We start from the raw sequence: 12,899 nt of genomic DNA, 5'->3' as shown, positions 1-12,899 counted from the left end.
AACGAGCCTCGGCAAGGGGCCAGCCTGTAACGGGCCTCGTATAAGCCATTGAAGGGACTGGGTTTCGTCCCCATCATCCAATGCCGGACGGGCGGCTGGCCCTGGGTTGTGGTTAAATGATGCCTCGCGACCACGCCGCTGATGTGGCGGGTTGTTAAAGATCTTAAACGTGTCAACTCGTAGGCCCCTTATCGGTATTCCGGCAGACAGGCGTCTGTTGGGCCACCATTACTTCCACTGCGTCGGCGAGAAATATATCGCTGCGGTGGCGGAAGGCGCTCAGGCCGTCCCCGTCTTGATTCCTTCGCTTGGCGATGGCTTGGAAGCGCGTGAGCTGCTCGCGGACTTCGACGGAATCCTGCTCACGGGCAGCCCATCGAACGTGGAGCCGCATCGGTACAACGGTCCGGCGAGCGCTCCGGGCACATTGCACGACGCGTATCGGGATGCGACGACGTTGCCGATGATCCCGCGAGTGATCGAGGCGGGCTTGCCGCTGCTGGCGATCTGTCGTGGTTTCCAGGAGATGAATGTCGCGTTCGGCGGCACGCTCTGGCAGAAGCTGCATGAAGTGCAGGGCTACCGGAATCATCGCGAGGACACCGACGCGCCGCTCGATGAGCAGTACGGCCCGGCGCACGACATCGAGCTGACACCGAACGGGCTGCTCGCGCGCCTGTCGGGCGAGCAGCGCTTGAAAGTGAATTCATTGCACTCCCAGGGAGTGCAGACCCTGGGCAAAGGCCTCGTCGTCGAGGCGCGTGCCCCGGATGGAGTGATCGAAGCTTTTCGCGCGGCGGACGCACCGTCGCTCGCACTCGGGCTGCAGTGGCATCCGGAGTGGAAGTTCAAGGACAACTCTTTTTCGCGTGCGCTGTTCGCCGCCTTTGGCGAAGCCGCGCGCGAGCGTGCCCGCCGACGAGCGGCAAGGTGATTCGTATGAGCGCCATTCAACAATTTTTCAAAGAACACGGCATTTCAGAGTGCGAAGCCATCATCCCGGACATGGCCGGCGTGCCGCGCGGGAAGGTGATGCCGGCGGCGAAGTTCGCCGAGGAAGAAGGCATGCGCCTGCCGGAGAGCATCTTCCTGCAGACGGTCACGGGCGATTACCCCGCCGACGACCGTGCTATCAGTCCATCGGAAATCGATGTGGTGATGAAAGCCGATCCGAGCTCCGTTCGTGTCGTGCCATGGGCCGCCGAGCCCACCGCACAGGTGATTCACGACAGTTTCTATAACGACGGCCGCCCGGTGACGATGGCGCCGCGCTACGTGTTACAGCACGTGCTCGAGCTCTATGCGCAGCACGGCTGGGACCCGGTCGTCGCCCCCGAGCTCGAGTTCTATCTGATCGAGCCGAACACCGACTCCGACTATCCCTTGAAGCCGCCGATCGGCCGCTCGGGCCGCCCCGAAATCGGCCGTCAGTCGTATTCGATCGCGGCGGTCAACGAGTTCGATCCGTTGTTCGACGACATGTATGCCTTCTGCGAGGCGCAGGACATCGAGATCGACACGCTGATTCACGAAGACGGCGCGGCGCAGATGGAAATCAATCTGCTGCACGGGAATGCGCTGTCGCTCGCCGACCAGGTGTTCCTGTTCAAGCGCACGGCGCGTGAAGCGGCGCTCCGTCACAAGATGTATGCGACGTTCATGGCGAAGCCGATGGCTCGTGAGCCCGGCAGCGCCATGCACATCCACCAGAGCATCGTCGACCGTCGCACCGGTAATAATGTGTTCAGCGACGCCGAAGGACGTCCTTCGCCGCTGTTCTTCTCGCACATCGCCGGCCTGCAGAAGTATCTGCCGGCCGCCATGTCGCTGTTCGCGCCGAACGTGAATTCCTATCGGCGCATCACGCGGCACTATTCCGCACCGATCAATACACAATGGGGTTATGACAACCGGACCGCGGGACTACGCGTGCCGGTGGCGAATCCCAAAAACCGTCGTGTCGAAAACCGGATCGCCGGCGCCGACGCGAATCCCTACCTGGCCATCGCAGCTTCGCTGGCGTGCGGCTATCTCGGCATGGTCGAAGGACTCAAGCCGAGCGAGCCCATCACCGGCAGCGCGTATGACTTGCCGTTCTCTCTTCCCCGCAACATCGAAGATTCGCTGCGGCTGCTGCGTGACTGCCGGCCGTTGATCGAGATCCTCGGCGAGCGCTTCGTCATCGCCTACGCGGCCGTGAAAGAGAACGAATACGAAACCTTTTTACAGGTCATCAGCTCGTGGGAACGCGAGCACCTGTTATTGAACGTGTAACACCTATGACTTACTTCCGTCGTTTCAGATAACCAGCCGATAACCAGCGCACCATCATGGCGTCCTCCATCCCCGAGCGCAGCACCACCGAGTGGCAGGCGCTCGATGCAGCCCATTACATCCATCCGTTCACGGACCATGCGGCGCTGAGCGAGAAGGGCACGCGGGTCATTACCCGCGCCGAGGGCGTGTACTTATATGAGTCGGGCGGCCGTCGCATTCTCGACGGCATGTCCGGCTTGTGGTGCGTGAACCTGGGCTATGGCCGGCGCGAGCTGGCCGAGGCCGCTTACAAGCAGATGCAGGAGCTGCCGTACTACAACAGCTTCTTCCAGGTCGCTCATCCGCCGGCGATCGAGCTGGCGCGATTGCTGTCGGAAGTGACGCCGCCGCAGTTCAAGCACGTGTTCTTCACCGGTTCAGGTTCGGAGGCGAACGACACCGTCGTGCGCACCGTGCGTCACTACTGGAACGTGCTCGGCCAGCCCGAGCGCAGCGTGATCATCAGTCGTCACAACGCTTATCACGGCAGCACCATGGCCGGCGCCAGCCTCGGCGGCATGAAGCCCATGCACGAGCAGGGCGGCTTGCCCATTCCTGGCATCGTGCACATCCGGCAACCGTACTGGTTCGGCGAAGGCGGCGATCTGTCGCCCGAAGAGTTCGGCCTGGTCGCGGCGCGTGCGCTCGAAGAAAAGATCCTGCAGATCGGTCCCGAGAAAGTCGCCGCGTTCATCGGCGAGCCCATCCAGGGTGCGGGCGGCGTGATCATCCCGCCGTCGACCTATTGGCCCGAGATCCAGCGCATCGTCGACAAGTACGGCATTCTGCTGGTCGCCGACGAGGTGATCTGCGGCTTCGGCCGCACCGGTCGCTGGTTCGGCTCGGAATATTTCGGGATCCGCCCCGATCTGATGCCCATCGCCAAGGGCCTGTCGTCGGGCTATCTGCCGATCGGCGGCGTCATGGTCGGCGATCGGGTGGCCGAGGTGATGACCACCCAGGCCGGCGAGTTCAACCACGGTTTCACGTATTCGGGGCACCCCGCGGCCTGCGCCGTCGCCTGCGCCGCCATCAAAATCCTGCGTGACGAGCGCATCGTCGAGAGGGTCCACGACGATGTGGGTCCGTATTTGCAACGGCGCTGGCAGGAACTGGCGAGCCATCCGCTGGTCGGCGAGGCGCGCATCGTCGGTTTGATCGGCGCGCTCGAGCTGGTGAAGGACAAAGCCAGGCGCCAGTTCTTCCCGGATCCTGGCGACGTGGGCGTGATCTGCCGCGACCTGTGCATAGCCAACGGCCTGGTGATGAGAGCGGTGCGTGACACCATGATCATTGCACCGCCTTTGGTCATCACGCACGCGCAAATCGACGAGTTGGTGGAAAAGGCGCGGCTCGCTTTGGATCAAACCCAACAGGAATTACAGCGCCAGGGCCGATTTTGATCCCAGCGCCGCGAGCTGCTGTGCCCTGCAGATTCAACAAGAGTAGGTTGTAGCCCCACGCCCCTTTTCTGCGTTACCCTCCCGCGCACAAACCACCGTTGCGGGGAGAAATCCTGATGAGTAGGGCGTTCAACAGTACACTGCGCGCCGGGCTGGCCGTGACCGCGATCGCTCTGGCGGTCGCTGCTTGCGGCAAGAAGGAAGAAGCACAACAGGCCGAGGCTCCAGGCGCCGCTGCCGCCGAAGAAAAGGTCCTGCACGTTTACAACTGGTCGGACTACATCGCCGAAGACACCATCAAGAACTTCGAGGAGAAGACCGGCATCAAGGTCACCTACGATGTCTTCGACTCCAACGACATGCTCGAGACCCGCCTGCTGGCCGGCAACTCCGGCTTCGACGTGGTGGTGCCGTCGGCCTCGTTCCTGGAGCGCCAGATCAAAGCCGGCGTGTTCCAGAAACTGGACAAGTCGCAGCTGCCGAACCTGGCCAACATGGATCCGGACATTCAGCAGCGCGTCGCGCTCCACGACCCGGGCAACGAACATTCGGTGACCTACCTGTGGGGCACCACCGGCATCGGCTACAACGTCGACAAGGTCAAGAAGATCCTGGGCGATACGCCGCTCGATTCCTGGAACCAGATTTTCGATCCCAAGGAAGTCGCCAAATTCAAAGACTGCGGCATCTCGGTGCTGGACGCGCCGGATGAAATCCTCAAGGTCGTGCTGCAGTGGATGGGCCGCGATCCGAACAGCCAGAAGGACGAGGACCTGACCGCCGCCGCCGAGAAGCTGCAGCTGATCCGTCCTTACATCCGCAAGATCCACTCGTCGCAGTACATCGACGATCTCGCCAACGGCGATCTGTGCATCGCCATCGGCTGGAGCGGCGACATCCTGCAGGCCCGCGACCGTGCCGCCGAGGCGGGTCAGGGCGTGAAGGTCGCGTACTCGATTCCGAAGGAAGGCACCATCGTGTGGTTCGACATGCTGGCCATCCCCGCCGACGCCAAGCATCCGAAGAACGCGCATGCCTTCATCAACTATCTGATGGAGCCGCAGGTCGCCGCCAACAACTCCAACTTCGTGAACTACGCCAACGCCAACGCCGCGTCGTTCGCGATGGTGAACGACACGGTGAAGAACGATCCGGGCGTGTATCCGACGCCGGAAGTGAAGGCCAAGTTGTTCCCGTCGCTGGCTTACGGCGAGCAGGCCACCGCCACGATGGCGCGCCTGTGGCAGAAGTTCACCACCGGCCAATAACGGACCGCGCCGATACTTCATGGCCACGAATCCGCGGCCCCAGCAACAGCTTGCGGTCTGGAACGATCCGCAAGCTGTTCCTTACGTGCAGATCGATCGCGTCACCAAACGATTCGGTGACTTCGTCGCGGTCAACAATGTCTCGCTGAAGATCTACAAGAAAGAGCTGTTCTGCCTGCTCGGCGGCTCGGGCTGCGGCAAGACCACGCTGCTGCGCATGCTGGCGGGCTTCGAGGAGCCCACCAGCGGCAAGCTGTTCATCGACGGCGTCGACATGACCGGCATCCCGCCGTACGAGCGTCCGGTGAACATGATGTTCCAGTCGTATGCGCTGTTTCCGCATATGACGGTGGAGCAGAACGTCGCGTTCGGCTTGAAGCAGGACGGCCTGCCCAAGGACGAAATCGCCACGCGCGTCGACGATATGCTCAAGCTCGTGCGGCTTCAGCAGTTTGCCAAACGCAAACCGCATCAGCTCTCGGGCGGCCAGCGTCAGCGCGTCGCTCTGGCGCGTTCGCTGGTGAAGCGTCCCAAGCTGCTGCTGCTCGATGAGCCGCTCGGCGCGCTCGACAAGAAACTGCGCGAGCACACGCAGTTCGAGCTGGTGAATCTGCAGGAGCAGCTCGGCGTCACGTTCGTGGTCGTGACTCACGACCAGGAAGAAGCGATGACGCTGTCGTCGCGCATCGGCGTGATGAATCAGGGCGAGATCATCCAGGTCGGCACGCCCAAGGACATCTACGAATATCCGAACAGCAAGTTCGTCGCCGAGTTCATCGGCAACGTGAACATGTTCGAAGGCCGGCTGATCGAGGACGAGCCGGATCACGTGCGCATCGATTCGCCCGAGCTGGGCGGCACCATCTATGTCGATCACGGCGTGAGCTCCGCGCCCGATGCAACAGTGTTCGCCGCGATTCGGCCCGAGAAATTCAATATCTCCGTCGAGCGGCCAAATCAGACCGACAACGTCGTGCAAGGCACGGTCAAGGAGATCGCCTACATGGGCGACATGTCCGTGTACCTGGTGCAGCTCGCATCCAACAAGATGGTGCGGATCACGCAGCCCAATACTTACCGTCATGCCGAAGATTCCATCACCTGGGATCAGACGGTGTACTTGAGCTGGCATGCCTCCAGCCCCGTGGTGTTGAGCGAATGAGCGCGCGTGCTGAAGCGCCGCGCCGGCATCGGCACAGCGCGGGGGTTCAGCTCATCCTCGATTTCCTGAACAGGCTGCCGCCGTATCGCTGGACGCAGTCGCGGCTGGTGCGCTGGGGAATCACCGGCCGCACGGCGGTCACGGCGATTCCCTATCTCTGGCTGCTGCTGTTCTTCCTGGTGCCGTTCATCATCGTTCTGAAGATCGCGTTTTCCGAAGCGCGCATCGGCATGCCGCCGTATGCGCCGCTGTTGACCTGGATCGACGGCAGCGTCGCGCAGGTCAACTTGCAGCTGAAGAACTTCGCGAACATGTTCCAGGACAGCCTGTACGCGAAGGCGTATCTCAACTCGATCAAGGTCGCGGCGGTTTCTACCCTGTTCTGCCTGCTGATCGGCTACCCCATGGCATATGCGATCGCCCGCGCGGAGTCCAAGTGGCGTCACATCCTGTTGATGCTGGTGATCCTGCCGTTCTGGACGTCGTTCCTGCTGCGGGTGTACGCGTGGATCGGCATCCTCAAGAACAACGGCCTCATCAACAATTTCCTGATGTGGACCGGGCTGATCGACGAGCCCATCGTGATGTTGCAGACGGATTTCGCGATCTACGTCGGCATCGTTTATTCGTATCTGCCGTTCATGATCCTGCCGCTGTACTCCAACCTGGAGAAGATGGACCTGACCTTGCTGGAAGCGGCGGCCGATCTCGGCGCGCGGCCGTTCAAGACGTTCATGACGATCACGCTGCCGCTATCCCTGCCGGGCATCATCGCGGGCTCGATGCTGGTGTTCATCCCGGCGGTCGGCGAGTTCGTGATTCCGGAGCTGCTGGGACCGTCCGATTCGCTGATGATCGGCAAGGTGCTCTGGCAAGTGTTCTTCACCAAGCGCGACTGGCCCGCCGCCAGCGCGGTGGCGATTGCGTTGCTGTTGCTGCTGGTCATTCCGATCGTCTTGTTGCAGCGGGCCCAGGCCGCTGAAGCCCGCGGAGCGCACCGATGAAACAGTCATCGACGTTCCGCCTGTCCGTGCTGGTGTTCGGCTTCGCGTTTCTTTATATCCCCATCCTGTCGCTGATCGTTTACTCGTTCAACAAGTCGCGACTGGTCACGGTGTGGGGCGGCTTCTCGACCCAGTGGTACGGCCGGCTGCTCGATAACCGTCAGATCCTGGACGCCGCGTGGCTGTCGGTGAAGATCGCCGCGACCAACGCGACCGGTGCGGTCATTCTCGGCACGTTAGCGGGCCTCGCATTGGCTCGTTTCGGCAGGTTTCGCGGTCGCACGTTGCTGTCGGGCATGACCACCGCGCCGCTGGTGATGCCGGAAGTCATCACCGGCCTGTCGTTGTTGATGCTGTTCGTGGTGCTGGACAGCGCGTTGAAACAGGCGTTCGGCTGGAATCTCGAGCGCGGCTTCACGACCATTACCATCGCTCACATCACTTTGACCTTGGCGTATGTCACCGTCATCGTGCAGTCGCGTTTGTCTTCGCTCGATGACTCTTTGGAAGAGGCGGCGATGGATCTGGGCGCGCGGCCGGCGAAGATCTTCTTCGTGATCACCTTGCCCATCATCGCGCCGGCGCTGGTTTCCGGCTGGCTGCTGGCGTTCACGATTTCGCTGGACGACCTGGTGATCACCAGCTTCGTGTCCGGGCCGGGGGCGAGCACGCTGCCCATGGTGATCTTCTCCAAGGTCCGTCTGGGCGTGAGCCCGGACATCAACGCGCTGGCGACGATCATCGTGTTGCTGGTCACCATCGGCGTCATCGCGGCGGGCATCTTCATGGCCCGCCAGGAGAAACGCCGACAGCGTGACATGCAGATGGCCGCCGCGGCTAAATAACCGGCCTGCTATCGCCGACGCTCCGGGCGCCGGCAACAATGCTCGCCTGATTTTTCATGGGGGCGGAATGAACATCCGTTCGAAACTGCCGCATATCGGCACGACGATCTTTACCGTGATGACCAATCGCGCCCGCGAGCTGGGCGCGATCAATCTGGCGCAGGGTTTTCCCGACTACGACGCGCCGACGCGACTGAAGGATCTGCTCGCTCTGCACGTCGCGGCGGGTCAGAACCAGTACGCACCGATGATCGGCGTTGCCGAGCTGCGCGAACAGATCGCGCTCAAGCTGGGGGCGAGCTACGGTCGCGTGCCCAATCTCGACAGCGAAATTACCGTGACGCTCGGCGCGACCGAGGCCATCTTCTCCGCGGTGGTCTCGCTCGTGCATCCCGGCGAGGAAGTGATCCTGTTCGATCCTTCCTACGATTCGTACGCGCCGGCAGTGATCTCCGCGGGTGGACGCCCGATTCACATTCCGCTCGATCCGCCGAAGTTCCAGATCGACTGGGATCGCGTGCGCGCCGCGATTACGCCGCGTACGCGGCTGGTGATGATCAATACGCCGCACAATCCAGTGACGACGGTGATCCCGCGCAAGGAGCTGGATATCCTGGCGGAGATCCTGCGGCCCACGGACGCGCTCGTGATTTCGGATGAAGTGTACGAGCACATGATTTACGACGGCGCTCGTCACGCGAGCATCGTCGAGCATCCTGAGTTGTATGAGCGCGGCGTCGGCGTCTTCTCCTTCGGCAAGACGATGCATGCGACGGGATGGCGGGTCGGTTACGCCGTGGCGCCGCCGGATATCACTCGTGAGATCCGGCGCGTTCATCAGTTCAATACGTTCAGCATCGCGCATCCGCTGCAACTCGCGATTGCCGACTTTCTCAAAGAAGTGCCCGAGCACAATGCCGGGCTCGGCGCGTTCTACCAGGCCAAGCGCGATCGTTTCCTCGAGCTGCTGCGCAACTCCAGTTTCAGCTGGACTCCAGCAGCCGGAAGTTATTTCCAGCTGCTGGATTTCAGCGCCATCACCCGACAATCCGACGTCGATTTCGCCGACCGCGTGTTGCGCGAGGCCGGCGTGGCCTCGATTCCTATCTCGCCGTTCTACGTGTCGCCGCCGAAGCTCAGCGTGCTGCGCTTCTGCTTTGCCAAGAACGACTCGACCTTGGAAGAAGCGGCCGAGCGGCTCTGCAAGCTTTAGCAGAGACCACTGCGGCCGGTCTTCCCGGACGCTCGATACACGTCCGCCACCGAGACGCTGCGAACGCCCGGCGGGAACAAGCTGCCGGTCAGCTCATCGCATCGGGCCCGATCCTCGACCAGTCGCTGCATCAGCGCCAACGCCTCGGTGCGAGTCAGCAAACGAGTGCGCACGGCGGCAAAGCAACGACCCGGCCGCAGCAACGCCTCGTCGACGTCGGAGACGTTCGGCAAGTTGGTCGTGAAGATGATCTTACGACCCTGCGCACGAACCACGCCGTCGGCGATCGCCAGGAAGCGATGCAGATCGTGGTTGCCGCTGCTTCGCGCCAACAACAGATGATCGGCATCCTCGATGACGAACGCGTCATGCTGGCCAGTGATGAAGTCGACGAAGATCTCGTCGCTCTCCAACGCCTTCTTGTCGCCCGTGTACATCACTTCCGCGCTGTCGCCCTTGCGCTCGGACATCGCACCAAGGATGGTTCGCACCAGCTTGGTCTTGCCCGTGCCCGGCGGGCCCAGCAACAACAGCACGGTCTCGTCCGCATCCAGATAGTCGCGGATGAAGCTGCGCACCGGCCGGTCGAAGGCCGGATAGGCCTCGTCGTGCAGGTCGTCGTTGGCCAGCTCGTCGAACGTCGTGAAGTTCAGCCCGGAGCGACTGTCCATGAAGTTCCAGGAAAGCGTGAACATGCGCTGACGCGCGAACGCCTCGCCGATGATCTTCAGCAGCTTCTCGCGTGTCTCCTCGATGCGAGCCACGCTCTCGGTCCAGATGTTGAAACCGCAGGACACGAACATGCCGGTGCGCCAGCCTTCGGCGCTGATGAAGATCCCAGGCCCTTCCAGCAACAGGCTGCCGGCGCCCAAACGACAGGCGCTCAGCCCCGAATGCAGGGCGAGATCGTCGAACAGCTCTTCGAGCTTGCGTTGCGACGCGTAACGTACGTGGCGATACACCGGATACTTCGCCGCGATGTTCTCGAGCGCACGGATGGCGCGCGCCTTGAGAATGGTCTCGGGGAACCGGTGGATCTCGTGATGAAAATTCAATCCGACCGCCAGCGCGCTGTGCTCAGCCGCGCCGCGCTCGGGATTCAGCTTGTGAATGCTCATAAAGTGGTTGCGAATTCAAAGTTCAAACGCCAGAAAAAACAAAACCCCTGGCAGGTTTCCCGGCCAGGGGTTGTGGGAGCCAAAGGCTCGCACCAGCATTTTCGACTGACTTGGCGGGAGCAAGCGCGCTCCGCAAGGCATCTCGCGAAACTAACGCTCGTGTTTGTTGATATCGAGGTTGAGACTGGGCGGTGCGAACATTGATCGGCTCCTTGAGGCCGTTGTGAACTCGGGGCGCGCATCCTACTCGCGGCGGCGCCCGTGTCAACGATTTTTCCACGAACACTGGCGATGAGGGGATTTGCGCCGTATCTTCTCAGTCATGAGCGCGCTTAATGTCACATTGATCCAGACCGATCTGGCCTGGCACGACCCGGCGGCCAATCGCACGCGCCTGCAGAAGCACTTCGGCGGGCTGGCGGGGCAGACCGATCTGATCGTGCTGCCGGAAATGTTCACGACGGGCTTCACCATGGAGGCGGAGTCGGTCGCCGAACCCGCCAACGGGCCGACCGTCGCCTGGATGAGTGAGCAAGCGGCTGCGATTGGGGCGGTCGTCACTGGCAGCATCGCGACTCGGGACGGGGATCGTTATTACAACCGACTCGTGTGGATGCGGCCCGATGGCACACACGAGGCGTATGACAAGCGCCATTTGTTTCGGATGGCGCATGAGCAGGATCATTACGCGGCGGGGTCTCGCCGACTTGTGGTCGAGCTGAAGGGTTGGAAGATCCTGCCGCTGGTTTGTTACGACCTGCGTTTCCCCGTATGGAGCCGGAACAAGATTGGCGGCGATGACGGTTATGACGTGCTGCTGTACGTCGCGAATTGGCCGGAGCGGCGGCGCTATCCCTGGCAGACGTTGCTCAAAGCCCGAGCCATTGAGAACCTGAGTTACTGCATCGGCGTCAATCGCGTTGGTAAGGACGGCACGGGCATCAACTACACCGGCGACAGCGCAGCGATCGATTATCTCGGCCAGCCGATGACGCCGCCGTCGGAGCAGGAATTCGTCACCACCGTGTCGCTGGACAAGACGGCGCTCGACGGATTCCGAGCCAAATTCCCCGCGCATCTGGATGCGGACGACTTTCATCTGACCGGGCTCGAGCCATGAAAATCTCCACTCGCTTGAATCACCCGCCGAGCGTCAGCGTGCCCGCCGACAATCGACCGCTGGTCGCGCCGATCTATCAATCCGTGAAGTTCACCTTCGATGACGTGGCCGAGGCGGAACGCCAGTCGCGGGGGCAGCGCCAAGGGTTCCAGTATTCGCGCGTGTCGAATCCGACGTTGGAGCAGTTGAGTCTCACGTTGGCGCAGTTGCAGGGGCGAGAGGAATGTTTGCTGACTGCGTCGGGGGTGGCGGCGGTCAATCTGGCGCTACTGGCGATGTGTAAGCAGGGTGATCATGTGGTGCTGTTCGCGGAGATGTATCAGCCGACGCGATACATGATCCGACGTTTGCTGGCCCGGTATGGCGTGACGCATACGATGCTGTCGATTGAAGATACCGTGGGTATCGAGCAGACGTTGGCGAGCAAGCCGACGAGAGTGGTGATTTTCGAGACGCCGACGAATCCGGTGCTGAAGATCGCGGATATCGAGGCGATTACTGCTGCGGCGAAGAGGCATGGTGCGTTGACGGTGTTGGATAACACGTTTGCGGGCTTTCACAATCACGGGCAGTTCGACATCGATGTGTTCGTGCATAGCTTGACGAAGTATGCGTCGGGGCATGGCGATGTGATGGGCGGGGCGGTGATCGCCCGGAAAGAGCTCATCGATAAGATGCGGACGGATTTCATCGTGATCGGCGCGACGCTGGATCCGCATACGGCGTTCTTGATCCAGCGTGGGTTGAAGACGTACGCACTTAGATATGAGCGGCAGTGCGCGAATGCGTTGGAGGTGGCGCGCTTTCTCGAGGGGCATCCGAATGTGGCGAGTGTTACGTATCCGGGCTTGAGTTCGCATCCGCAGTATCAGTTGGGACAGCGGCAGATGCAGGATTGTGGGTCGATCGTTTCGGTCGACCTGAAAGCGCAGGGCGTGGCGCCGGCGGCCTTTGCGAATGCGCTGAAGTTGTTTGCTATTTCCGCCAGCGTTGGCTCGACGGAGTCGCTGGTGCAGCCGGGGCAGTTGATGATGCCGCGAGATCTCAATGAAGCTGAGCAGGGATGGGCGGCGGTTTCTGATCGGACGATGCGGTTGTCGGTTGGGATCGAAGACGTTGAGGATTTGATGGCGGATCTGCAGCAGGCGTTGGCTTCGTCTTGAGGGCGTCGGTTGGCTGCTCTGCGTCGCTGTCAGAGGCCCCGATGGCCGCGTCGGCGGCGGCGGGCCTAGCTCTGCGCTGCTGTCCAAAGCCTCGGTAGCTGCGTTGGGGGCAGCGGGCCTAGCTCTGCGCTGTCGTCAGAGGCGTTGGTGGCCCGCGGCGTCGGGAACGTCCTAGGTCTTCCCGGCACCGTGCTCCCCGTCACTCGCGCTTCGCGCGGATTCCTTGGGTCCCGTCCCTGGGCGCACTGCTCCGACAAGGTCCCTCTTGTTCGAAGCTGCCGGGAAGA

11 protein-coding genes are annotated in these 12,899 nt (G+C 61.9%); 10 read left to right on the top strand and 1 reads right to left on the bottom strand.

The genetic code is table 11. From position 1 onward, the window contains the following. Positions 1–169 precede the first annotated feature (169 nt). From GYH35_RS33210 to GYH35_RS33175, 8 genes are all read left to right on the top strand, one after another. Positions 170–934, top strand: a complete 765-nt coding sequence (locus tag GYH35_RS33210; RefSeq protein WP_202624965.1) for a gamma-glutamyl-gamma-aminobutyrate hydrolase family protein — start codon at positions 170–172, stop codon at positions 932–934. Between the two features lie 5 nt (positions 935–939). Beyond that, positions 940–2,274, top strand: coding sequence for a glutamine synthetase family protein (locus tag GYH35_RS33205; RefSeq protein WP_161816571.1), 1,335 nt, complete (start codon positions 940–942; stop codon positions 2,272–2,274). A 56-nt stretch (positions 2,275–2,330) separates the two neighbouring features. Then, positions 2,331–3,719 (top strand): aspartate aminotransferase family protein, encoded by a 1,389-nt coding sequence (locus GYH35_RS33200; RefSeq protein ID WP_161830612.1) that lies wholly within the window; start codon positions 2,331–2,333, stop codon positions 3,717–3,719. A 116-nt stretch (positions 3,720–3,835) separates the two neighbouring features. Beyond that, positions 3,836–4,987, top strand: a complete 1,152-nt coding sequence (locus GYH35_RS33195; protein ID WP_161816573.1) for a polyamine ABC transporter substrate-binding protein — start codon at positions 3,836–3,838, stop codon at positions 4,985–4,987. Between the two features lie 19 nt (positions 4,988–5,006). Further along, positions 5,007–6,149, top strand: coding sequence for an ABC transporter ATP-binding protein (locus tag GYH35_RS33190; RefSeq protein ID WP_161816574.1), 1,143 nt, complete (start codon positions 5,007–5,009; stop codon positions 6,147–6,149). Then, complete coding sequence (locus tag GYH35_RS33185) at positions 6,146–7,153, top strand: ABC transporter permease subunit (protein ID WP_161816575.1); 1,008 nt, start codon at positions 6,146–6,148, stop codon at positions 7,151–7,153. The genes GYH35_RS33190 and GYH35_RS33185 overlap by 4 nt, the downstream gene beginning before the upstream one ends. After that, on the top strand, positions 7,150–7,998 hold the full coding sequence (locus GYH35_RS33180) for an ABC transporter permease subunit (protein WP_161816576.1): 849 nt from the start codon (positions 7,150–7,152) through the stop codon (positions 7,996–7,998). Before GYH35_RS33185 ends, GYH35_RS33180 begins: the two co-directional genes overlap by 4 nt. A 67-nt stretch (positions 7,999–8,065) precedes the next feature. Continuing rightward, positions 8,066–9,211 carry a methionine aminotransferase gene (locus GYH35_RS33175; RefSeq protein ID WP_161816577.1) on the top strand — a complete coding sequence of 382 codons (1,146 nt, stop codon included), beginning with the start codon at positions 8,066–8,068 and terminating at the stop codon, positions 9,209–9,211. On the opposite strand, the gene GYH35_RS33170 is transcribed toward GYH35_RS33175, so the two are convergent. Then, a complete protein-coding gene (locus GYH35_RS33170; protein ID WP_161816578.1) occupies positions 9,208–10,329 on the bottom strand; it encodes an AAA family ATPase in 1,122 nt (373 codons plus the stop codon). The two genes, GYH35_RS33175 and GYH35_RS33170, sit on opposite strands and share 4 nt — an antisense overlap. Positions 10,330–10,651: 322 nt before the next feature. On the opposite strand from GYH35_RS33170, the gene GYH35_RS33165 reads away from it, so the two are divergent. Together GYH35_RS33165 and GYH35_RS33160 are read left to right on the top strand one after the other, a co-directional pair. Further along, a complete protein-coding gene (locus GYH35_RS33165; protein ID WP_161830611.1) occupies positions 10,652–11,449 on the top strand; it encodes an amidohydrolase in 798 nt (265 codons plus the stop codon). Continuing rightward, positions 11,446–12,612, top strand: a complete 1,167-nt coding sequence (locus GYH35_RS33160; protein ID WP_161830610.1) for a trans-sulfuration enzyme family protein — start codon at positions 11,446–11,448, stop codon at positions 12,610–12,612. Before GYH35_RS33165 ends, GYH35_RS33160 begins: the two co-directional genes overlap by 4 nt. The last annotated feature ends 287 nt before the right edge of the window (positions 12,613–12,899 follow it).

Source organism: Steroidobacter agaridevorans (assembly GCF_009932555.1).
In the GTDB taxonomy this organism is placed as follows: domain Bacteria; phylum Pseudomonadota; class Gammaproteobacteria; order Steroidobacterales; family Steroidobacteraceae; genus Steroidobacter; species Steroidobacter agaridevorans.
The sequence above is the reverse complement of the archived record's forward strand: the minus strand, read 5'-3'. Positions and strand labels throughout refer to the sequence as shown.